Genomic DNA, 22423 nt, shown 5'->3' with positions numbered 1-22423 from the left:
GAGTCTCCGGACTCACCGGGGCGGTTCACAGTGTGACCGGCGACATGACGTCAACGTTCAACTTCGCTGTCCCGCCCAACTCATCATGGCCCAACCTGGATTATCCCGGGCTGCACGCGCTATCAACGGTGCCGCAGTGCGTGCCCAACGCGGCGCTGGGCACGATAAACCGTGGAATCCCGTATCGGGTTCCTGATCCACAGATCATGCCCACGCAGGAAACCACGCCTACCCGTGGTATTCCGAGCGGTCCGTGCTAAGGCTCGAGGAACTCAAATCCGGTCAGGTACACGGTATTCCGTGCGGACCCGATCCAGGGACCGGGTAGCGATTGCCAGAGCCACACCTTCTTGACCTGTCCGGGCGACAGTGGACGCAAATTGATCGGATCGTCGATGTTCGGCACCGGTGGTCGTGGTATCCGCGGCCCCGATGGGCCTTGGATGTACCCGTGCCGAGTCCGAGTGCAGCAGCGCAGGTCGGAGATGAACAGATGGGTTGCGACACGGTCACGGAGGCATACCTATCAGTGGATCACTGATCACAAGAGTCCCAGAGATCACTATCGTCACATCAGCGAACTGCGGACGTCAATTGCAACGTCCAGCCCGGGAAGGTGTGACATGTCGCCGATTCCTCGAATCGTGTCGGTATCGCTGGCGTGGGCGGCCGCTGTTGGACTCATGGTTCCAATAGGCCTGGCGCCACCAGCGATGGCGGCGCCGTGCAGCGGAGACGCCGCGAACGCTCCGCCGCCACCGAGCGCCATTGTGACCGACCCCGGGGCCACGGCGCTCGGCCCGGTACGACCTGGACACGGTCCGATACCGACCGGACGCAAGCCTCGCGGTGCCAACGAGCGTGCACCGCTACCCAAGCTGGGTCCACTGATATCCGCATTGCTCAACCCGGGTGCTAGAAATGCCGCGCCGCTACAACAGCAAGCGCTAGTCCCCAGGGCCAATCCTGGGCCCAGTCCGGCACCCAATCCGCCAGCCACGGGCCCACAACCCCCGAATGCCACTCAGCTAACTCCGAACCCAGCCCCAGCTCCAGCACCCGACCCTGCTCCGGCGGCGGCGCCGGATCCTGGTGCCACGCTCGCCGGGGCTACCACATCCCTCGCCGAGTGGGTGACCGGACCGGACAGCCCCAACAAGACCCTGGAACGCTTCGGCATCTCCGGGACCGACCTCGGAATTCCTTGGGATAACGGCGATCCCGCCAACCGTCAGGTGCTCATGATCTTCGGCGACACATTCGGCTACTGCGCTGTCGATGGCCATCAATGGCGATACAACACGCTGTTCCGCAGCCAAGACCGCGACCTGGGCAACGGAGTTCATGTGACATCCGGTGACGCTTCCAACAGATATTCCGGCTCACCGGTACGCCAACCGGGCTTCTCCAAACAGCTCATCAACAGCATCAAATGGGCGCGCGACGAGACGGGGATCATTCCGACCGCGGGCATCGCCGTCGGCAAAACCCAATACGTCAACTTCATGTCCATCAGGAATTGGGGCCGTGATGGGGAATGGACGACGAACTACTCGGGCATCGCGGTGTCCAAGGACAATGGTCAGACCTGGGGGGTCTTCCCGGGCACCATCCGCGCGTCCGGACCGGACAGCGGCGGAAAAGCCAGGTTCGTTCCGGGAAATGAGAACTTCCAGATGGGGGCGTACCTCAAGTCCAACGACGGTTACCTCTACTCGTTCGGGACCCCGCCCGGGCGAGGCGGTTCGGCATATCTGGCACGAGTTCCGCAGCGCTTTGTGCCCGACCTCACCAAGTACCAGTACTGGAACGGCGACTCGAACTCCTGGGTTCCAAACAAGCCGGACGCGGCAACACCCGTTATTCCGGGCCCGGTGGGCGAAATGTCCGTCCAATACAACACCTACCTCAAGCAATACCTGGCGCTCTACACCAACGGTATGAACGACGTGGTGGCAAGGACCGCGCCGGCTCCGCAAGGACCGTGGAGCGCAGAGCAAATGCTGGTGTCGTCATGGCAGATGCCCGGCGGCATCTACGCGCCGATGATGCATCCCTGGTCGACGGGCAAAGATGTCTACTTTAACCTGTCTTTGTGGTCGGCATACAACGTGATGTTGATGCACACCGTGCTGCCATAGCCCCTGCGTTCGGCCGCCGCTTGCGGTCCGCATGACCCGAGAGCGCCCTTTGTAAATCAAATTTACGAAACCTATGAGTCGTGGACATTTGTGCGCGATATTTATGTGGCCACGACGGTTCAGCGTCTAGCTTGTGGGCCAAGAGCCACTCACCGGCCACGGTTTACCGCTGATCACGCGGGGCATGCAGGGAAGGTTGGACGATGAATTTTTCTGTGCTGCCGCCGGAGATCAATTCAGCGCTGATATTCGCCGGGGCAGGGCCGGAACCGATGGCGGCGGCCGCGACGGCCTGGGACGGGTTGGCCATGGAATTGGCCTCGGCCGCAGCCTCTTTCGGCTCAGTGACATCCGGACTCGTGGGCGGGGCGTGGCAGGGCGCGTCGTCGTCGGCGATGGCGGCAGCGGCAGCCCCCTATGCGGCGTGGCTCGCCGCGGCGGCGGTCCAGGCCGAGCAGACGGCCGCTCAGGCTGCGGCGATGATAGCCGAGTTTGAAGCGGTCAAGACGGCGGTGGTGCAGCCGATGCTGGTGGCGGCCAACCGTGCCGACCTGGTGTCGCTGGTGATGTCGAACCTGTTTGGACAGAACGCTCCGGCGATCGCTGCCATTGAAGCCACGTACGAGCAAATGTGGGCTGCCGATGTGTCGGCGATGTCTGCCTACCATGCCGGGGCATCGGCGATCGCCTCGGCGCTGTCCCCGTTCAGTAAACCGCTGCAGAACCTGGCTGGCTTGCCGGCTTGGTTGGCCAGCGGCGCGCCTGCGGCCGCCATGACCGCAGCCGCAGGCATACCGGCGCTTGCGGGCGGACCCACCGCCATCAACCTGGGCATAGCCAACGTCGGCGGTGGCAACGTCGGCAACGCCAACAACGGCCTTGCCAACATCGGCAACGCCAACCTTGGCAACTACAATTTCGGGTCCGGAAATTTCGGTAACTCCAATATCGGCTCAGCAAGCCTGGGTAATAACAACATCGGCTTCGGGAACCTCGGCAGCAACAATGTCGGCGTGGGAAACCTTGGCAATCTCAACACCGGGTTTGCCAACACCGGCTTGGGCAACTTCGGCTTTGGCAACACTGGCAACAACAACATCGGCATCGGTCTTACCGGCAACAACCAGATCGGAATCGGCGGGCTCAACTCGGGCACCGGGAATTTCGGATTGTTCAACTCGGGCAGCGGAAACGTCGGCTTCTTCAACTCCGGCAATGGAAACTTTGGCATCGGAAACTCGGGTAATTTCAACACCGGTGGCTGGAATTCTGGACACGGGAACACGGGCTTCTTCAATGCGGGCTCGTTTAACACCGGTATGTTGGACGTCGGCAACGCGAACACAGGCAGCCTGAACACCGGCAGTTATAACATGGGCGACTTCAATCCGGGGTCGTCCAACACCGGCACGTTCAACACGGGAAATGCTAACACGGGTTTCCTCAACGCCGGAAATATCAACACTGGTGTCTTCAATATTGGCCACATGAATAATGGGCTGTTCAACACGGGTGACATGAACAATGGCGTCTTCTACCGGGGCGTGGGGCAGGGCAGCCTGCAGTTCAGTATTACGACACCTGATCTGACTCTGCCGCCGCTGCAAATACCGGGGATATCGGTTCCCGCCTTCAGTCTGCCGGCGATAACGCTGCCGTCGCTGACCATCCCGGCCGCCACCACACCAGCCAACATCACCGTGGGTGCCTTCAGCCTGCCCGGGTTGACGTTGCCGTCGTTGAACATCCCGGCCGCCACCACACCAGCCAACATCACCGTGGGTGCTTTCAGCCTGCCCGGGTTGACGTTGCCGTCGCTGACCATCCCGGCCGCCACCACACCAGCCAACATCACCGTGGGTGCCTTCAGCCTGCCCGGGTTGACGTTGCCGTCGTTGAACATCCCGGCCGCCACCACACCAGCCAACATCACCGTCGGCGCCTTCAGCCTGCCCGGGTTGACGTTGCCGTCGTTGAACATCCCGGCCGCCACCACACCAGCCAACATCACCGTCGGCGCCTTCAGCCTGCCCGGGTTGACGTTGCCGTCGTTGAACATCCCGGCCGCCACCACACCAGCCAACATCACCGTGGGTGCTTTCAGCCTGCCCGGGTTGACGTTGCCGTCGCTGACCATCCCGGCCGCCACCACACCAGCCAACATCACCGTGGGTGCCTTCAGCCTGCCCGGGTTGACGTTGCCGTCGTTGAACATCCCGGCCGCCACCACACCAGCCAACATCACCGTCGGCGCCTTCAGCCTGCCCGGGTTGACGTTGCCGTCGTTGAACATCCCGGCCGCCACCACACCAGCCAACATCACCGTCGGCGCCTTCAGCCTGCCCGGGTTGACGTTGCCGTCGTTGAACATCCCGGCCGCCACCACACCAGCCAACATCACCGTCGGCGCCTTCAGCCTGCCCGGGTTGACGTTGCCGTCGTTGAACATCCCGGCCGCCACCACACCCGCCAACATCACCGTAAGCGGCTTTCAGTTGCCTCCGCTGAGTATTCCTTCCGTAGCCATTCCGCCGGTGACGGTCCCGCCCATTACGGTGGGTGCTTTTAATTTGCCGCCATTGCAGATTCCGGAAGTAACTATTCCGCAGCTGACGATACCCGCGGGTATCACAATCGGTGGCTTTAGTCTACCTGCGATACATACTCAACCGATAACGGTCGGCCAGATTGGCGTGGGCCAATTTGGCCTGCCCTCCATAGGCTGGGATGTTTTCCTAAGCACACCTAGGATAACAGTACCGGCTTTTGGAATACCCTTTACCCTACAATTCCAGACCAATGTGCCTGCGCTTCAGCCGCCCGGCGGCGGGCTTAGTACTTTCACCAATGGCGCCCTCATCTTCGGTGAGTTTGACTTACCACAATTGGTGGTTCACCCATACACATTGACTGGCCCTATTGTCATCGGTTCATTCTTTCTGCCCGCCTTCAACATACCCGGGATCGATGTCCCCGCTATCAACGTCGATGGCTTCACCCTGCCGCAGATCACCACCCCAGCTATCACCACCCCGGAGTTCGCGATCCCTCCGATCGGCGTGGGCGGCTTCACTCTGCCGCAGATCACCACCCAGGAAATCATCACCCCGGAGTTCGCGATCCCTCCGATCGGCGTCGGCGGGTTCACCCTGCCGCAAATCACCACCCCACCCATCACCACCCCACCGCTGACCATCGACCCCATCAACCTCGCCGGCTTCACCCTCCCCCAAATCACCACCCCACCCATCACCACCCCACCGCTGACCATCGACCCCATCAACCTCGCCGGCTTCACCCTCCCCCAAATCACCACCCCACCCATCACCACCCCACCGCTGACCATCGACCCCATCAACCTCACCGGCTTCACCCTCCCCCAAATCACCACCCCACCCATCACCACCCCACCGCTGACCATCGACCCCATCAACCTCACCGGCTTCACCCTCCCCCAAATCACCACCCCACCCATCACCACCCCACCGCTGACCATCGACCCCATCAACCTCACCGGCTTCACCCTCCCCCAAATCACCACCCCACCCATCACCACCCCACCGCTGACCATCGACCCCATCAACCTCACCGGCTTCACCCTCCCCCAAATCACCACCCCACCCATCACCACCCCACCGCTGACCATCGACCCCATCAACCTCACCGGCTTCACCCTCCCCCAAATCACCACCCCACCCATCACCACCCCACCGCTCACCATCCCGCCGATCGGCGTGGGGGGCTTCACCACGCCCCCGCTCACCGTTCCCGGCATCCACCTGCCCAGCACCACGATCGGGGCCTTCGCGATCCCCGGGGGGCCGGGCTACTTCAACTCGAGCACCGCGCCTTCGTCGGGCTTCTTCAATTCCGGTGCGGGCGGCAACTCGGGCTTCGGCAACAACGGCTCGGGCCTCTCGGGTTGGTTCAACACCAACCCGGCCGGGCTGTTGGGCGGCTCGGGCTATCAGAACTTCGGCGGGCTATCCTCGGGCTTTTCCAACCTTGGCAGCGGCGTCTCAGGCTTCGCCAACAGGGGCATCCTGCCGTTCTCGGTAGCCAGCGTCGTTTCCGGCTTTGCCAATATCGGCACCAACCTGGCGGGTTTCTTCCAAGGCACCACGTCCTAACCCTGGCGGGTAAGCGACCGACGCCATTGGCCTGTCAGGCGGCGGACCCGCTCGCGGCGACCATATTCAGCTCGGGTTGCGCGATGGGAGCCCGGCGGCCCGATAGATCGCGTGGATCGCGCTCATGTTCTCGACCGCGTCCTTGGGCGTCGTCTTGACCGCTTGCCCGCGCAGCACTGCGGCAGCGAAAGCGTCGAGCTGATACGCATGCGAGGGGCGGCAATCGGTGGAAGAGTTGGGGCACAACCGGATTGAGCACGCGCAACTCGCCACGGTCGCCGACCACTCGAGCGCTCACATTCAACAGATCCGACGACCGCATTGAACAGCGGATCCCGCCGGTGTGCCCGCCTGGAAATTTCAGTTCGGCCGTCATGGCCCGATCGACCGCTGGATCGCGTAATTTGGCTTGCGCCGAAACCACTTCCGGCGTGGCCCCACCGAACGTGTGGGCCATGTGGACGGCATAGCAGCCAGCGTCCATGGTCGCGCCACCCGCGACACATCACGTGCTGCCACCACGACGCTCCCGCTGACCGGCTTGATGAGCGCCAACGGCGCTATCCGGGCTATACCCAAGACGCCGATTCGCGGCGGCGCGCATGTCGGCTCAAGGGCCTTTGCGGTTGCCGGGCCCGCGACGTGCGAAGGCCGGAGCATGCTCAGGCCGGACTCCAACGCCCACAAAGTAGGCGGGCACCGCCGAGAGCCATGGCAGCCGTTCGACCAGGCCAAGCAGGGCCGCCGGCGGCGTGGGGTCCCGGCCCTGCAGCAGCGGGCCGAGCAGCCTTCGGTGCAACACCCGCTGCACCGCTTGGGTCACCGCGGTGGGAAATGCGCGACGACGCCGTACCGCCGCCAGGTGGCGGCTGCTGACTCGATGCTCACGCAGCGGTTCGGCCAAGATGGTCGCTGCCGCGACCGCATCTTGGACCGCTAGGTTGATGCCGACTCCCGCCACCGGTGACATCGCGTGCGCCGCGTCGCCGATGCACAGCAGCCCATCAATGTGCCAACGACGCAACCGATTCACCTTGACGTTGAGGTGCTTGACCTCGTCCATGGACGCTAGCGCCGCCACCGATGCCGTCGCTTCGGGCAGCAGTTCGCTGACGTCCCGACGGAATTCCTCGATACCTCGCTCGCGCAACTGAGCGTCGGTTCCCTTGGGCCCGAGGTAGGCGATCTGGAAATAACCTTCGCGTGGGATCACGCCGAGCCCCTTGCCCGGGGAGAATCGCGGCAGGAACGAGAACTCGGCGTCACCTTCACGTGGCAGCTTGAACCACCACACGTCAAAGTTCACCGGGAATTCACGCGCCTTCAGTCCAGCCTCGTGCCGGGCGATCGACCATCGGCCGTCGCACGCCACGGTCAATTCCGCCCGCAATTCACCCGGGCCCTCGGCTCCTTGATAGCGCACCCCGGTAACTTTGCCGCCCTCCCGCAGCAACCCGGTCACCTCGGTTTTCATCCGCAGCGTAAAGCTCGGTTCCGCTTGGGCGGCCTCCGCCAGCAGGTTCAGCAGGTCCCATTGCGGCACCATTGCGACATAGGGGTAGGGCTGATGCAGTCGCTCGAAGTCGATGTAGGTCACCGCGCGACCATTCGAATGCAATGTGGCCGTGCGGACCTCGCTGTAGGGCAAAGCCGCAAAGCGTTCCCACAGCCCAAGCTCGTCGAGTAGCCGCATCGTCGTCGGATGCACCGTGTCGCCACGAAAGTCTCGCAGGAAGTCTCCGTGCTTCTCCAACAGGGTGACCTGCACACCTGCCCGCGCCAACAGCAGGCCCAGAACCATCCCGGCCGGGCCGCCGCCGATGATCGCGCACGTGGTTGTCTCGCCCATTAGCGCCCTAGCATAAGGGGTGACCTGAGGGGCGCCGGACGGGGGAGAATCTAGACGTTCGATCGTGAGGCAATCCACTGCCGGCGTGGTGATCTTGTTGTCATGTCGCGACCTCCTGGCCATTGATGTCATCGTGGCGATCATGCTGGATGACAGCGTCGCGGCCAAAGCCCGCGACTCGACATGGGAGCGAATTCATGACCGACACGATTCAATCGCTCTTGCGCCAGCGCGTATCCGATCCAACGATTGCCGTGAAATACGGTGGTCTGCAATGGACTTGGAGTCAGTACCTGGCGGAGTCGGCGGCCCGCGCGGCGACCCTCATCACAATCGCCGATCCGCAACGTCCGACGCATATCGGCTCTCTGCTGGGGAATACGCCCGAGATGCTGGCCCAGCTGGCTGCGGCCGGGTTGGGCGGCTATGTGCTGTGTGGCCTGAACACAACGCGACGTGGCGATGCACTGGCCGCTGACGTCAGGCAAGCCGATTGCCAGATCGTGGTGACCGATGCCGACCACCGAGCGCTGTTGGACGGTTTAGACCTCGCGGGCGCGCGGATCCTTGATACCTCGACACCGCGGTGGGCTGAATTGGTGGCTGGTGACGGCGCCTTTGTCCCCTATCGAGAAGTCGACACGATGGATCCGTTCATGATGATCTTCACGTCCGGCACCAGCGGAAATCCCAAAGCAGTACCGGTGTCACACCTGATGGCCACGTTCGCCGGGCGTAGCCTCACCGAGCGCTTCGGCCTCACCGAACAGGACACCTGCTATGTATCCATGCCGCTGTTTCACTCCAACGCGGTGGTCGCGGGATGGGCGCCAGCGGTGGTCTCCGGTGCCGCGATCGCGCCGGCGACGTTTTCGGCGACCGGCTTCCTCGACGACGTCCGCCGATACCACGCCACTTATATGAACTACGTCGGCAAGCCGCTCGCCTATATCCTTGCCACCCCCGAACGCGACGACGATGCCGACAATCCGCTGCGGGTGGCTTTCGGCAACGAGGCCAATGACAAAGACATCGAGGAATTCTCACGCCGCTTCGGAGTCCAGGTCGAGGACGGCTTTGGCTCGACCGAGAACGCGGTCATCGTGATCCGCGAACCCGGCACGCCACCGGGCTCGATCGGCCGGGGAGCCCACGGGGTCGCGGTGTACAACGGCGAAACCGTCACCGAGTGCGCCGTCGCGCGGTTCGACGCTCACGGAGCACTCACCAACGCCGATGAAGCCATAGGTGAGTTGGTCAACACGACGGGGTCGGGCTTCTTCACCGGCTACTACAATGACCCCGAAGCCAACGCCGAGCGCATGCGCCACGGCATGTACTGGTCTGGAGACCTCGCATACCGGGACTCTGAAGGCTGGATCTACCTCGCCGGCCGCACCGCCGACTGGATGCGGGTAGACGGCGAAAACCTGACAGCGGCACCAATCGAGCGAATTCTATTACGATACAAGGCTATTAACCGTGTCGCGGTGTATGCCGTCCCGGACGAATACGTCGGCGATCAGGTGATGGCGGCGTTGGTCTTGCGAGCAGGTGACACCTTCGACCCTGACGCGTTCGAAGCATTTCTGGACGCCCAGCCTGACCTATCCACTAAAGCCCGGCCACGATACATCCGCATCGCGGCCGACCTTCCCAGCACCGCCACACACAAGGTGCTCAAGCGCCAGTTGATCGACGAGGGAACCGCGGTCGGCAAAGCGGACACCCTGTGGGTGCGCGAACCACGAGGCAGCGCTTACCACCACGCGTCCGGACCGGCAAAAGCGATATGAAGTCCGGAAAGGTCCGCTCCCCCATTACTCGGCCGGCGTCTCGGGACGCCCGCAACAGCGGTGAGCGCCAGCCCGTCCGCTAGTGTTGCGTGCGGTCAATGAGATTCGACAGCATGACGGGACCCTAAAGCTAGGGAAGGGTGTTGGAATGTTCACCATTGTCGGGGTAATCGTCGCGCTCATCGGTGCGTTCGTGCAGAGCCGGCGTCACCGGCACCGCCCAGCCGCGGACATCCATATGCTGTGGTGGATGGTGCTGATCGTGGGCGTGGTATCGATCATCGGCGCGGGATACCACGTCTTCGACGGCGAGCGGACCGCCGAGTTGATCGGCTATACGCGCGGCGACGGCGGGTTCCAATGGGAGAACGCAATGGGCGACCTGGCAATCGGGGTGGTCGGCCTGATGGCGTACCGCTTCCGCGGGCACTTCTGGCTGGCGACAATCGTGGTGCTCACCATCCAGTACGTCGGAGACGCGGCCGGCCACATCTACTACTGGGTGGTGGAGAACAACACCAACCCATACAACATCGGTGTCCCGCTGTGGACCGACATCCTGCTACCCATCGTCATGTGGGCGCTCTATGCGTGGTCGTGGCACAGCAAAGGCGACGCGGTGCCGAAAGGTCAGCCTTAGTCATCGAGCTCGCCGGCGATCCCCCGCTCGATGCCGGCCCGCGTACGGTCCGGCAACACGATGAGTCCGTCGAGTTCGGTGCGCGCCAAACGATATGCGCGCTCGCGTTCCTGGGCCGTCGCGCCGGCGTCGGATGCCACCCGCAGCAGGCTTTGCGCTCTTGCCAGCCGCTGCTGTTCCTCGCGGGAAAAGCCGGTTCTGCGTCTGCGCATCGCCTCGGCCTCCGCGGTGTCGAACGCGGTCACATAGTCCCGAACCGCATCGAGATAGTGGCCCGCGGCGTCCGGGTCGTCGAGAAGATCTTCCGCCCGCAACGGCTTGTGAAAGTCGGCTTGTAGCTTGGCCTTGTGAAATGCCGTCGTGAGCGGGTCCCGCATGTCGGTCATGACCGGGAAGTCGAGCAGCTTGGCGGCGTCGAGCTCGTATTCCAACCAGCGTGCATCCGTTCGCTCGTGCGCCTCGACCGCGCGAGTGATCGCCCGCCACCGCGCTGCGTCGTTTTCGACAGTGGTTGGGCGTGGCATCGCGGGGCTATCCGACGCAAGATCGCCAGACGCCTCCCCTAGCCGCCGCGTGAAGGACGACAGCGCTTTGATGCCGACATATAGCACTCCGATGAGCGGCAGCATCACAACGAGCAACTCGGCTAGCCGAATCAGTAGCCCCACCAGGCCAGCATGCCACCACGGACGGCCCCAGGGTCGGCCGGAGCAGACACCACCCGGCAACCGGCTTCACCGCTTGTCAATCTGACCGGCCGCCACCTGGTCGGCGACGCCGAGGAGGGCGATCTCGGGCGCGTTCGCCGTCAAGCGCGCCGTCCCCGCAGCGCGCGGCCAACCGGCTCCGCGGTGATGCTGTCGAGCTTGCCGGAGGCTGGCAGCACGGCGTTGGCGACCCACACGTCGATCTCACCCGCCCGGCGCCGCGCTCGAGCTGGTCACCGGGCTCGAGTTCCCCCTGCGTGCGTTAGCTCAGAATCAGGCGCACGTCACGGTCGGCGGGTGCGGTCGCGTCGCGCGCCCAAGGCCACCTGTTGAGCCGGTGAGTGAGACAGCCTTTCCCGTTAATTCCACCTGGGTTGGGCAGTGAACTGCCGCCTAGCACGCCTTGAGGCGAATCTTCCAGCGCACAAAGCCGACGTAGATAACGCTGAGCGCTACCAGCATGGCCATGTCGAACCACCACGCGCTGGCGGTGTGATGCCAATGCGAATCCTTCGGGGTCAGCGGACCGGGCACCAATTTGATCAGGTCGACCGTAGCGGCCGACGCCGCGAAACCCCATCTCGCCGGTGTGACCCAGGACATCTGGTCAAGGGGAACACGTCCGGTGACCGGAATCATGCCTCCGGAGAACACCAGCTGCGACATGACCGCCACGACCAGCAGGGGCATGATCTGTTCGTTGGACTTGGCGATCGCCGACAGCGCCAATCCGAGCATCGCCGAGGCGACACAGGTCACCGCGACATCGACGAACAGCTCCAGATCTGGCTTGCTCAACGCTACGGCACCCTGAGTCGGACCGCCCTTGCCGACCAGGACGATCACCGTCACAATCGCCGACTGAACCACCGCGAGCACGGTGTAGACACAGACCTTCGCGATCAGGTAGGCGGTAGTGGACAGGCCGACTGCCTGTTCGCGCCGGAAGATGGCTCGCTCACCGATGAGGTCACGAATGGTCAGCGCGGTCCCCATGAAGACCGCACCGACATTCAGCAACACTAGGATCTGGCCGGGCTCGTTGGGCGCGTCACCCATCGGGTTGGGAAACCCGAAGCCCACGTCGCCCGGTACCGACATGGACAGCGCACCCATGATGAACGGCAACAGCGCCAGAAAGACGAAGTAACCTCGGTCGGAAACGATCAATCGCAACTGTCGCCGCGCGATCGTGGAGAACTGCCGAAACAAGCTGGTATGGGCCGGATCGCCCAGTTCGGCGGGTTGCTCGACCGGTGGCGGTGGTGGGGTCGGACCCGTCCGCGCCAGGTAGCGGGCTTTGGCCGCGTCTGGGTCGTCGGCGACGGTGCTGAAGATGTCGGCCCAGTTCGTGGTCCCCATGACCGGACCAATCTGAGTCGGTGGCCCACAGAACGCGGTCTTGCCGCCGGGGGCCAACAGCAGAACCTGGTCACAGACGTCCAGGTAGGTCAGTGAGTGGGTAACCACGAGCACCACCCGACCGGCGTCGGCCAACTGCCGCAGCATGGTCATGACCTGCCGGTCCAGCGCAGGATCTAGGCCGGATGTCGGCTCGTCGAGGATCAGCAGTGACGGCCCGGTCAACAGCTCAAGCGCCACCGACGCCCGCTTGCGTTGACCACCCGACAGCTTGTCGACCCTGGTGTCGATGTGCTTGGACATCTCGAGTTCTTCGAGCACCCGGGCAACTACCTGGGTGCGGTCATCTTTGGTGGTGTCCGGCGGCAGCCGTAGTTCGGCGGCATACATCAGCGCGTGTTTCACGGTCAGCTGACCGTGCACCACGTCGTCCTGTGGCACCATGCCGATCCTGCTGCGCAGCGAGGCATATTCGGCGTGAACGTTGTGGCCCTCGAACGTCACCGTGCCATCCGTCGGGTGCGTATACCCAGCCACCAACCGGGCAAGTGTCGACTTGCCAGCGCCCGACGGACCGATGACGGCGGTGAGCATACCGGGGCGCGCCGTCAACGAGATGCCGTCCAGCAGTGTCTTGTCGCCATCGATGGTCCAGGTCACCCCGCGCACGTCGAGGCCGCCGACGCGGGTCTCCAGCAGGTTCTCTTCACGGCGCGCCAGGGTGCCGTCGGCGAAGACGAGGTCGATGTTGCCGATGGTCACAACGTCGCCGTCGTGCAGCAGCGCCGCGTCGACCCGGGCGCCGTTGACGAAGGTGCCATTGATGCTGCGGTTGTCCCGAATCTCCGTGCCGCCAGGCGTCGGGACCAGGGTGGCGTGGTGACGTGAGGCCAACACCTCGGGAATGACGATGTCGTTGTCGTTCGCCCGGCCGATCCTGACGGCACCGGGCGGCAACTCCCCCGTCAACCTGCCTGGCCGCAGGATCTTCATCATCGATGTCGCGAGGTTTCCCGCCTCAGTTCCGCCGCGGGCACCCGCCGGCGGCGGTGCGGCCGTGGGTGGCCGGTAAATCTGCGGCGCCCGTTGCGGTCCGCTGGGTGGCCACAACTGTTGCCCACCGGTGGGGTATCGCGGCTGTGGTCCCGATGGCGGAGCGGCGGGTATCCGGGTGGTGGCCGGTGGAAGCTGTTGTAGCTGGCCGGAGCCGAGCGTGCCGGTCTGCGGCGGGCCGTCGGTGGGCCACGCTCCCGCGGACAGGTTGGGCAGGCGTATCGACGTCGTCTGGGGTGGTCGCCCGGCCGAACCCCGGTGGCGGCCCACTTCGAAGTCCAGCGCCGGACCGTCGGGGTTTCCGATATGGACTCGCTGGGCATCGTAGATGTCCACGACTGGCACCCGACGGTTATTGAGGTAGAGCCCATTGAGGCTGCCATTGTCAATGGCGACCCAGCGACCCTGGTCGAATCGCAGCAGCAGGTGTGCCCGGGAGATCAGGGGGTGTGCGACGCGGACATCCGCGCGCAGGTCACGCCCGACGACGACATCGTGTCCTGCGGCGAACGTGCGCTCCGATCCCTCATACCGCACGGTCAACACGGGCGGGGCGGCTGGTTGGCTCATCGGCACCAACTGTATCGGGACCGCAGCCGACGCCGGGGCGGGTGCACCCGGTCAGGCAAGCCGACCATCACGGCCAGCCGTTGCTTCTGCGAATCTCCTCGCGACATTCCCGTCGGGTCTGGCCGGTCTGCTGCATGCACACTCGAATCGGCGATTCCTGCTCGATGGGCAGCGGCGCCTCCGTCGGGTCAGCAGTGGCGGTCACAGTCGGACTGGCCACGGTGTCCTCGGTCAGCGACCAGATGGTGGTGTTGGTGCCTTGCAGCGTCGAGCAGTAGGCCGTCGCCCCGGTCTTGGTGGTGCCGGTGCTGCCGAGCGGGAAGCAGAGGGCGCCGATGGCGACAACCGCAGCGGTCGGCGATGCAGTCGCGGTGTCGGCGGCGCCAGTCGTGGTCGGGGTCGTGGGGGCCGGGCGCGTTGTGCTCGCGGGGGCTACCGAAGTGGTCGTGCCGGCCGATGTGGTGGTCCGCGTCCGCGCAGGCTGCGCTGCACGCTCGTCGTCAGCACGCTGGAACTCCCGCACGGCGACCGCGACGGCCATCACCAGCAGCATCGCCAGCACCGCGGGGACGATGACGGCGGTCCGCAGCAGCGAGCGTTTCGCGGGCGCGGCCACGGCGACCGGTTGCGACACCCGCGTGTCGTCAGGATCACCCGCGCCGCCCAGACGATGGCCGAGTGCGCGCGCGAAGTCGACACACCGCTGGTAACGGTCCTTGGGTTGCTTGGCCAGCGCTTTGGCGAAGACCGGGTCCAGCGGTGTCAGCTCGGGAACCCGATCGCCGATCGCCGGGGGTGACGCGCTGAGATGCTGGCTGATCACCACGGCGGGGTTGGCGTGCTGAAAGGGCGGGGAGCCGGTCAGCAAGTGAAACGCCGTCGCGGCTAGTGCGTATTGGTCGGCCCGTCCATCGAGCTCGTTGCCCATAAGCTGTTCCGGAGCCGCGTATGACACGGTGCCCACAGTCATGTTTGTGGCGGTCAATCCGCTTGGATCATCGACCCAGCCGGCGATCCCGAAGTCGGCCAACATGATTCGACGATCAGGTGAATCAGGATTGGCGATCAGGATGTTGGCGGGTTTGACGTCGCGGTGCAACAGCCGACGTTCGTGGGCATAGTCGAGCGCTTCGGCCACCGCAGTGATGATCTCGGTGACCTCGGGGCCGGGCATCCCGTTCGGATAACGATCCCTGAGAAGGGATACGGTGTCGGTGCCGTCGACGAAGTCCATGTCGATCCAGAGCTGGCCGTCGAACTCGCCGCGGTCGTGGACGGCGACGATGTGTGGATGCCACAGCGACGCCGCGGCATCGGCTTCGCGGTTGAACCGTGCCCGGTATTCGCCGTCGGCTGACACATCGGCCCGCAGTACCTTGAGCGCGTCCTGGCGGGGCAGTCTGGGATGCCGGGCCAGGTACACCTCGCCCATCCCGCCGGATCCCAACTGCCGGACGATGGTGAAGCCGGCGAACGTCGAACCTTCCGCGAGCGGCATGGCGGCATCGTAGCCGGCCAGGAGGGCAGGGCTTGCGACACTCGACGAGAATCGTGGAACTCCGCACGCGACAAGTGACTCTCCGGTAGTTTGCCAGCGTTGGGGCCGCGAACCGACCCTCGCAAGCAAGCGTAAGGAGGTCTGGCATGACCCGCAGCTACCGGCCAGCTCCACCGATCGAGCGGGTGGTTTTGCTCAACGACCGCGGCGACGCGACAGGTGTGGCCGACAAGGCCACCGTGCACACCGGCGACACCCCTTTGCACCTCGCGTTCTCCAGCTATGTGTTCGATCTGCACGATCAGCTGTTGATCACGCGGCGGGCCGCCACCAAGAGGACGTGGCCGGCGGTATGGACCAACAGTTGCTGCGGGCACCCCCTGCCTGGCGAATCGCTACCCGGCGCCATACGGCGGCGGCTCGCTGCCGAACTCGGACTGACCCCAGATCGGGTCGATCTGATCCTGCCGGGGTTCCGCTACCGGGCCGCTATGGCCGATGGCACCGTGGAAAACGAGATCTGCCCCGTCTACCGAGTCCAGGTTGACCAACAGCCCCGGCCGAACTCGGACGAGGTCGACGCGATCCGCTGGTTGTCCTGGGAACAATTCGTGCGCGATGTTACCGCCGGCGTTATCGCCCCGGTATCCCCTTGGTGCCGCTCACAACTGGGCTACCTGACCAAACTTGGACCATGTCCGGCACAGTGGCCCGTGGCCGACGACTGCCGGCTACCGAAAGCCGCACATGGCAATTAACCGCTCGATCGCCAGCATCGACAGCATCGCCGTCGCGGGATCGGCCGCGACCACGGGCGCCGTCGCAGTCGCCGGCTCGGTGGCGACCGCGGGCAGCGTCGCAGTCGCCGGCTCGGTCGCGACCGCGGGCAGCGTCGCGATAGCCGGGGCGGCAGCCACGGCGGGCAGCGTCGGGATAATCGGCAGTCTGCTGACCGTATTGTGCGTGGCTGTCCGGGAGTGTGTGGCATGCCTAGCATGCATCACCTGCACCCGGTGCGTGGCCTGTATCGGCTGCGTGCGCTGCACCGACTGTGTGGGGTGTTTGTGGTGCGTGAATTGTTCGGGACTGCGGAATGTGGTCGGCGCCCGAAATCTTCGGGTTGGCAACCTGGGCCGGGTTTCGAATTAACGGCCACGTTCTGAGTCACCGGCCCTACAGTGGATCGGTGAACGACCCACCCGGTCTGCAACTCAACCGCAGGATATTTGTGGGCGCCTGTCGTTGGCATAGTAGCTGCCGCCCTCGGGACCATCGCCGAATCTGACCGCACCGTCCACGACGCAAGCCACACCGCGGTGGTACCTGCCGACATCAACGGCGAGCATCGTGAATTCACCGTCACAACCGCGCACCGCTGCGGACATGCTGCGAGAGCAAGCGGAATTGTCCGGGACGAGGCCACACCACCCGCGCTACCCGATCAGCCTCGCGAGCCAGCTCGGATCCTGATAGTTCACGACCATGCTGCCGTCCCACACGAACGGCGTACCGCTGGCATTGAAGCCGGCCAGCGTCTCGCTGGCGTTTGTGGCCTTCGTTTGGGCGGTGCCCAGATCAGCTCCTGACTTGATACAGCTGATCGCCGTGGGCTCGGCGCCGACTGTTTGAGCAAGATGTGCCAGTTCGGCATCGGTGCGATCCGATGCGGCGTTCTCTTGCGGCTGAAAGTCGCTGCCGAATAGGGCGGAGTAGAAGCTGGCGTAGAGTTTCGGGTCGTTTTGCCCCGCTACACAGTACGAGGCGGCCACCGCTCGCGTCGAATAGTTCTTGCTGTGCGACTGGTCGTCGAGGAAGTTGAGCAGGTGGTAGCGCACCGCCAGCTGCTTGTCGGCCACCGCGGTATCGATATCGCTCGCATACGACCTGATGAAACTGCCGCAGGGTGGACAGATGGGTTCGTTGAAAATGTCGATCGTCGTCGGCGCCACCGAGCTACCCACAAAGACACCGTCGTTGAGAACGCGGAGCTCGACCGCATCTGCGGGCGGCGGTAGCGGCGGTGCCGACGTGCGGGGTCCAGATGACCGCCACGGATGGGCAAGCGCGATACCCAGGCCGCCCGCCAGCGCCACCACGACGGCGACGGCAACACCAACCCACAACCAGGGCTGGCGGGCTGACCGGGGCAGCGGAGACGACGGTGGCCCCCATGGCGGCGCCCCGCCAGCCCATGGCGTCGGCTGCGGCCACCGGGTACCCGGTGACACCGGGTGAGTCGATGGCACCGGCAGCTTGGCCACCTGGCTGCGCCGCAAGATGTCGGTGGCACGATCCTGATCCGCGGTGGCCAGGGCTGCGTGCGCCGCCGCTGACAGATCACCGCAGGTGACATAGCGGTCCTCCGGATTTTTGGCCATGCCACGGGCGATCACCGCATCGAAGGCGACCGGAATACCCGGCCGTACCGTGCTGGGCCGCGGGATCGCCTGGTTGATGTGCGCGCCCATCACGCTGAGCTGGTCTCCCTGATACGGCGGTGATCCGGTCAAGCACTCATACAACACGCAGGTCAACGCATAAATGTCGGCGCGGTAGGTTGCGTGCGACTCGCTGAACCGCTCTGGCGCCATGTAGTAGAGGGTGCCTACCGTGTTGCCGAGCTGGGTCAGCTTTTCGTCGGTGGTGGCGCTGGCGATCCCGAAATCGACAAGATAGGCGAAGTCATCCGCGCTAACCAGAATGTTCTCCGGTTTGACGTCGCGATGCGTTACCCCGGCAGCGTGCGCGGCGTCGAGCGCCGAGCCGATCTGGCGCACGATCGCGACCGCTCGCGGTGGGGCCAGCGGCCCCTGGCGTCTCAGCATCGCGGCCAGATCCACGCCGTTGATCAGGCGCATGTCCACGTAGAGCTGCCCGTCGATCTCACCGAAGTCGTGAATCGGCACGACGTGCGGTTCCTGCAGGCGCCCCGCGGTGCGGGCCTCGCGCTGCATACGCGTGCGGAAGACCGGATCGCTGGAGAGCGTCTCCGACATCAGCTTTAGTGCCACGATCCGCTCGCGCACCGTGTCTTCGGCCTCATAGACGTCGCCCATGCCGCCGCGACCCACCAACCGCCGCAACCGATACGGCCCGAACTGCGTACCCTCCCGCGATTCCGCGGTGCCATCCATCGCCCGACTCCTCACCCCGCCAACCGCGGTGGTGTGACAGGCATAAGGCTAATGGTTTCAGCAACCGCGAGGTGCGGCGACTTCCGGCGAAACCTAATCGGTCTCGACCCGCATGTCGGTCAGCAGGATCGATACCAGAGTTGGGAAGGGCAGTGAGCGATTCCCCGGGCCGATCGGTTGGACCCACCGGCAAGTCGGGAATACAAACCCGTCGACATCCACGGGGTCGGCGCAATAATGAGCTGCCCGTGCCCAGTGGCCAACGACCTCCGGGACGTAGTCGTGGCGGCGCAAGAGACCGCTGGCATCGACGTAAAAGGTCTGGCGAGGCGAGTGGGTGTGGATATCCGGCGGGAAGCTCACAATCAGGCGCCTCCAGGTCTCGCCCTCCTGCTGCCAGGGCGCTCCCTCCTCGACCGCCACGCCTTCGCGCGTCAACAGGTACGGCGTGGTGAGGTAGTTCCACATCGCGTAACCGGCGAAATAGACCGAGTCCAGCGGGTCCCACCGGATGTTCCGGCGCAGGCCCGAGCCTCCGAAGAACGCCGCTCGCGGGTGCGCGCGCGAGCTGATGACCGCGCCATCGTGGCTTTCGATCCGCACCTGCCCGCTCTCGAAGACTCCGCGGTACCCGTCACGCGGGAACGGATCCAAGACCGTCCGGGCCTGTTGGACATGCACCGTGATGCGGTAGTCCGCGAAGCGGTTGCCCGGCACCCGGGTTCGAAGCAACAGCCCTCCCGTGCGTACCCGCCCATGAACCGTTTCCGCGGCGCGCCATCGCTGCAGCCCGCCGTGGGCGTCCAACACCTCATCCAGCAGGGTGCTCATCGCCGGTTCAGCCGGCGAGAACCGCGCGAATATCGATACATGCGAAATCGTCACCCTTATAGAGGAGAGGCTGGCCGCTGACCTTGGGTTCACGTCCCCCCGGTTCCCCGAAGCGTGTTTCGATCACGGTCGCCATCTCCGGATATGACGCCGTCGACATCAGCCAAACGTGGTCTGCTGCCACGGCTATCTCGAACCGTTGCGCCTCGGGTTCATCGTTGAGCATCGCGACCAGCGCAGAGGTATCGATCACCATCAGGCGGGCAACCCGCGCTCGTCGTAGCCGAGAATCTTGTCCGCGGCTCGGGTGTCGAGCACCGGTAAGGCCGCGCAGCGCCGGCCGATGGCGGCCAACTCCTCGCGTAGCGAAATGGATCTGGTGCGCCCGGTCCGGCGGGCCAGTTGCTCCCGCACTGCAACTACGACCGCTTGTGTCAAAGTCTCGCCCGTTCGAGCCGCCAATTCCATGGTCAGGATTCTATAAAGATTAGGCGGGTTCTAGACCGACTCTAGCTAAGCGGCCAGCCGTCGGACAATGATTCCCACGATGACATCGGCCGGCTGGGCACCAGGGGTGGTGCAGTTCCGCGAATACCAACGGCGTTGGCTGCGCGGCGATGTCCTCGCCGGCCTGACCGTGGCCGCCTATCTGATCCCGCAGGCGATGGCGTATGCGACCGTGGCGGGCCTACCGCCGGCAGCCGGGCTGTGGGCGTCGATCGCGCCGCTTGCCATTTACGCACTGCTCGGATCGTCCCGGCAGCTTTCAATCGGCCCGGAATCCGCCACCGCCTTGATGACGGCGGCCGTGCTCGCTCCGATGGCCGCCGGGGATCTGCGACGCTATGCCGTTCTGGCGGCAACCCTCGGATTGCTAGTCGGCCTTATCTGCCTACTCGCTGGCACGGCGCGACTAGGTTTCCTCGCCAGCCTGCTATCGCGGCCGGTGCTCGTCGGATACATGGCCGGCATCGCGCTTGTCATGATCTCCAGCCAACTCGGCACTATCACCGGCACCTCGGTCGAAGGCAACGAATTCTTCAGCGAAGTACACTCTTTCGCGACTAGCGTCACGCGAGTTCACTGGCCGACTTTTGCGTTAGCCATGTCTGTCCTAGCGCTGCTAACTATGCTCACGCGGTGGGCGCCGCGCGCCCCCGGACCGATCATCGCGGTTCTTGCGGCCACGATGCTAGTGGCCGTTATGTCGTTGGATGCCAAAGGTATTGCGATTGTGGGTCGGATACCTTCCGGTCTGCCGACGCCGGGTGTGCCGCCCGTTTCGGTGGAAGACTTGCGGGCACTGATCATTCCGGCTGCCGGGATCGCGATTGTTACCTTCACCGACGGTGTGTTGACCGCACGCGCCTTCGCCGCTCGTCGAGATCAGGAAGTCAATGCCAACGCCGAGCTGCGCGCGGTCGGGGCCTGCAACATCGCCGCCGGGCTGACACACGGTTTTCCGGTGAGTTCCAGCAGCAGCCGTACCGCCCTCGCCGACGTCGTCGGTGGCCGCACCCAGCTGTACTCGCTGATCACGTTGGGGCTTGTTGTCATCGTGATGGTTTTCGCGAGTGGGCTGCTGGCCATGTTTCCGATCGCCGCTCTGGGCGCTTTGGTGGTATATGCCGCGCTACGCTTGATCGACTTGTCAGAATTCCGGCGACTGGCGCGGTTTCGGCGCAGCGAACTCATGCTGGCACTAGCCACCACAGCAGCCGTGTTAGGCCTAGGAGTGTTCTATGGAGTCCTCGCCGCGGTTGCCCTGTCCATCCTCGAACTGCTTCGTCGGGTCGCACATCCGCATGACAGCGTTCTCGGGTTCGTCCCGGGCATTGCCGGCATGCACGACATCGATGACTATCCGCAGGCCAAGCGCGTGCCCGGGCTGGTGGTGTATCGCTATGACGCGCCGTTGTGCTTCGCCAATGCCGAAGACTTCCGCAGGCGAGCACTGGCCGTGGTCGATCAGGATCCGGGGCAAGTCGAGTGGTTCGTACTCAACGCCGAATCCAATGTGGAGGTCGACCTGACTGCGCTGGATGCGCTCGACCAACTCCGCACCGAGCTGCTGCGCCGGGGAATAGTGTTCGCCATGGCCCGGGTCAAACAAGACTTGCGTGAATCACTCAGGGCCGCCAGTCTTCTCGATAAGATTGGCGAAGACCATATCTTTATGACATTGCCTACCGCAGTGCAGGCGTTCCGTCGGCGCTAACGCGCCGGCACCCTCAATACAACAATCGCGCCGGCTGATGGGTAACAGCTTCGATGTCGTGGGTCGACACCTTCAACATTCGCTTCCCCAAGTCGGACAAGGCTCGGGCGACCGAGAGTTCATCGCCGATCTCGGGGACGTTGCGGTCGGCCGGATTGAGCCTTGCCAGGCCAACACCCACCAATTCCTTTTCCCGCCAACGCAGCCGTGCCTTCGCCCGAGTCAATCCTTCGTGTTCGTCGATCGATATGTCGACGGTCCAGTGCTGCAGCACGTGATCCGACTGGTCGCCGCACATGATGTTGCTCCCCTTTCCAGTGGCGACCAGGCTCAGCTCGCTGGTCATAATGCATCCTTGCGATTGGGGTGTAACCTCCACAGACAAATCCGACCACCGCGCCGGAGCCCTCCGATAGGGCCTGAAGTCCCGGCCACTGGGGTCATTCGTCCGCCAGGGGCGAAAGGTCTGCCACATTGGGGACTTCCGGCCCTAA

16 protein-coding genes and 2 pseudogenes are annotated in these 22423 nt (G+C 64.3%); 8 read left to right on the top strand and 10 right to left on the bottom strand.

The features are described 5' to 3' along the window. Positions 1–2: 2 nt before the first annotated feature. The 3 genes and pseudogenes from MCAN_RS21355 to MCAN_RS09245 form a co-directional block, all read left to right on the top strand. Positions 3–260: pseudogene (locus MCAN_RS21355) on the top strand (phospholipase); the annotation flags it as partial. A 183-nt stretch (positions 261–443) separates the two neighbouring features. Continuing rightward, the gene (locus MCAN_RS09250; protein WP_014000924.1) at positions 444–2141 is read left to right on the top strand and encodes a DUF4185 domain-containing protein; all 1698 of its coding nucleotides are present in this window, start codon (positions 444–446) and stop codon (positions 2139–2141) included. A 203-nt stretch (positions 2142–2344) separates the two neighbouring features. Continuing rightward, a complete protein-coding gene (locus tag MCAN_RS09245; RefSeq protein WP_014000923.1) occupies positions 2345–6271 on the top strand; it encodes a PPE family protein in 3927 nt (1308 codons plus the stop codon). 66 nt (positions 6272–6337) lie between these two features. Here MCAN_RS09245 and MCAN_RS23535 read toward each other — a convergent pair. Then, positions 6338–6773: pseudogene (locus MCAN_RS23535) on the bottom strand (Gfo/Idh/MocA family protein); the annotation flags it as partial. Positions 6774–6881: 108 nt separating this feature from the next. Continuing rightward, complete coding sequence (locus tag MCAN_RS09235; RefSeq protein ID WP_003911631.1) at positions 6882–8120, bottom strand: FAD-dependent oxidoreductase; 1239 nt, start codon at positions 8118–8120, stop codon at positions 6882–6884. A 197-nt stretch (positions 8121–8317) separates the two neighbouring features. Between MCAN_RS09235 and fadD1 the strand changes: the two genes are divergently transcribed. Then, positions 8318–9916: a fatty-acid--CoA ligase FadD1 gene (gene fadD1, locus MCAN_RS09230; protein WP_014000921.1), complete on the top strand. Its 1599-nt coding sequence runs from the start codon at positions 8318–8320 to the stop codon at positions 9914–9916. 82 nt (positions 9917–9998) lie between these two features. Further along, positions 9999–10556, top strand: coding sequence for a DUF6790 family protein (locus MCAN_RS09225; RefSeq protein WP_014000920.1), 558 nt, complete (start codon positions 9999–10001; stop codon positions 10554–10556). On the opposite strand, the gene MCAN_RS09220 is transcribed toward MCAN_RS09225, so the two are convergent. From MCAN_RS09220 to pknF, 3 genes are all read right to left on the bottom strand, one after another. Then, a complete protein-coding gene (locus MCAN_RS09220; RefSeq protein WP_003899001.1) occupies positions 10553–11224 on the bottom strand; it encodes a hypothetical protein in 672 nt (223 codons plus the stop codon). The genes MCAN_RS09225 and MCAN_RS09220 overlap by 4 nt on opposite strands. Before the next feature lie 432 nt (positions 11225–11656). Next, positions 11657–14254, bottom strand: a complete 2598-nt coding sequence (locus tag MCAN_RS09215; protein ID WP_003408545.1) for an ATP transporter ATP-binding protein/permease — start codon at positions 14252–14254, stop codon at positions 11657–11659. 61 nt (positions 14255–14315) lie between these two features. Continuing rightward, positions 14316–15746, bottom strand: coding sequence for a serine/threonine protein kinase PknF (gene pknF / locus MCAN_RS09210; RefSeq protein WP_003899000.1), 1431 nt, complete (start codon positions 15744–15746; stop codon positions 14316–14318). Positions 15747–15892: 146 nt separating this feature from the next. Here pknF and idi point away from each other — a divergent pair, with 146 nt between their 5' ends. Together idi and MCAN_RS09200 are read left to right on the top strand one after the other, a co-directional pair. Then, positions 15893–16504 (top strand): isopentenyl-diphosphate Delta-isomerase, encoded by a 612-nt coding sequence (gene idi, locus MCAN_RS09205; protein WP_003898999.1) that lies wholly within the window; start codon positions 15893–15895, stop codon positions 16502–16504. After that, entirely contained in the window at positions 16494–16895 is a 402-nt protein-coding gene (locus tag MCAN_RS09200; protein ID WP_014000918.1) for a hypothetical protein, read from the top strand. Before idi ends, MCAN_RS09200 begins: the two co-directional genes overlap by 11 nt. Before the next feature lie 284 nt (positions 16896–17179). Here the strand turns inward: MCAN_RS09200 and pknE are convergent, their stop codons facing one another. The 4 genes from pknE to MCAN_RS09180 all read right to left on the bottom strand — a co-directional run bounded on the left by pknE (position 17180) and on the right by MCAN_RS09180 (position 20179). Beyond that, a complete protein-coding gene (gene pknE / locus MCAN_RS09195) occupies positions 17180–18880 on the bottom strand; it encodes a serine/threonine protein kinase PknE (protein ID WP_014000917.1) in 1701 nt (566 codons plus the stop codon). A gap of 93 nt (positions 18881–18973) precedes the next feature. Next, on the bottom strand, positions 18974–19711 hold the full coding sequence (locus MCAN_RS09190; protein WP_014000916.1) for a hypothetical protein: 738 nt from the start codon (positions 19709–19711) through the stop codon (positions 18974–18976). A 7-nt stretch (positions 19712–19718) separates the two neighbouring features. After that, positions 19719–19967: a type II toxin-antitoxin system VapC family toxin gene (locus tag MCAN_RS09185; protein WP_003898996.1), complete on the bottom strand. Its 249-nt coding sequence runs from the start codon at positions 19965–19967 to the stop codon at positions 19719–19721. After that, a complete protein-coding gene (locus tag MCAN_RS09180; protein WP_014000915.1) occupies positions 19967–20179 on the bottom strand; it encodes a type II toxin-antitoxin system VapB family antitoxin in 213 nt (70 codons plus the stop codon). The genes MCAN_RS09185 and MCAN_RS09180 overlap by 1 nt, the downstream gene beginning before the upstream one ends. A 67-nt stretch (positions 20180–20246) precedes the next feature. Between MCAN_RS09180 and MCAN_RS09175 the strand changes: the two genes are divergently transcribed. After that, positions 20247–21929, top strand: a complete 1683-nt coding sequence (locus MCAN_RS09175; RefSeq protein WP_014000914.1) for a SulP family inorganic anion transporter — start codon at positions 20247–20249, stop codon at positions 21927–21929. 13 nt (positions 21930–21942) lie between these two features. Here MCAN_RS09175 and MCAN_RS09170 read toward each other — a convergent pair whose 3' ends face one another. Further along, on the bottom strand, positions 21943–22227 hold the full coding sequence (locus MCAN_RS09170; protein WP_003408522.1) for a DUF1876 domain-containing protein: 285 nt from the start codon (positions 22225–22227) through the stop codon (positions 21943–21945). Positions 22228–22423 lie beyond the last annotated feature (196 nt).

Source organism: Mycobacterium canetti CIPT 140010059, from assembly GCF_000253375.1.
Classification (GTDB): Bacteria; Actinomycetota; Actinomycetes; order Mycobacteriales; family Mycobacteriaceae; genus Mycobacterium; species Mycobacterium tuberculosis.
The sequence above is the reverse complement of the archived record's forward strand: the minus strand, read 5'-3'. Positions and strand labels throughout refer to the sequence as shown.

Excerpts from the sequence above, each read along its gene's own strand:
- MCAN_RS09250 (WP_014000924.1), top strand. The coding sequence starts at position 444 with ATGTACCCGTGCCGAGTCCGAGTGCAGCAGCGCAGGTCGGAGATGAAC.
- MCAN_RS09245 (WP_014000923.1), top strand. The coding sequence starts at position 2,345 with ATGAATTTTTCTGTGCTGCCGCCGGAGATCAATTCAGCGCTGATATTC.
- MCAN_RS09235 (WP_003911631.1), bottom strand. The coding sequence starts at position 8,120 with ATGGGCGAGACAACCACGTGCGCGATCATCGGCGGCGGCCCGGCCGGG.
- fadD1 (WP_014000921.1), top strand. The coding sequence starts at position 8,318 with ATGACCGACACGATTCAATCGCTCTTGCGCCAGCGCGTATCCGATCCA.
- pknF (WP_003899000.1), bottom strand. The coding sequence starts at position 15,746 with ATGCCGCTCGCGGAAGGTTCGACGTTCGCCGGCTTCACCATCGTCCGG.
- idi (WP_003898999.1), top strand. The coding sequence starts at position 15,893 with ATGACCCGCAGCTACCGGCCAGCTCCACCGATCGAGCGGGTGGTTTTG.
- MCAN_RS09200 (WP_014000918.1), top strand. The coding sequence starts at position 16,494 with ATGGCAATTAACCGCTCGATCGCCAGCATCGACAGCATCGCCGTCGCG.
- pknE (WP_014000917.1), bottom strand. The coding sequence starts at position 18,880 with ATGGATGGCACCGCGGAATCGCGGGAGGGTACGCAGTTCGGGCCGTAT.
- MCAN_RS09190 (WP_014000916.1), bottom strand. The coding sequence starts at position 19,711 with ATGAGCACCCTGCTGGATGAGGTGTTGGACGCCCACGGCGGGCTGCAG.
- MCAN_RS09185 (WP_003898996.1), bottom strand. The coding sequence starts at position 19,967 with ATGGTGATCGATACCTCTGCGCTGGTCGCGATGCTCAACGATGAACCC.
- MCAN_RS09180 (WP_014000915.1), bottom strand. The coding sequence starts at position 20,179 with ATGGAATTGGCGGCTCGAACGGGCGAGACTTTGACACAAGCGGTCGTA.
- MCAN_RS09175 (WP_014000914.1), top strand. The coding sequence starts at position 20,247 with ATGATTCCCACGATGACATCGGCCGGCTGGGCACCAGGGGTGGTGCAG.
- MCAN_RS09170 (WP_003408522.1), bottom strand. The coding sequence starts at position 22,227 with ATGTGCGGCGACCAGTCGGATCACGTGCTGCAGCACTGGACCGTCGAC.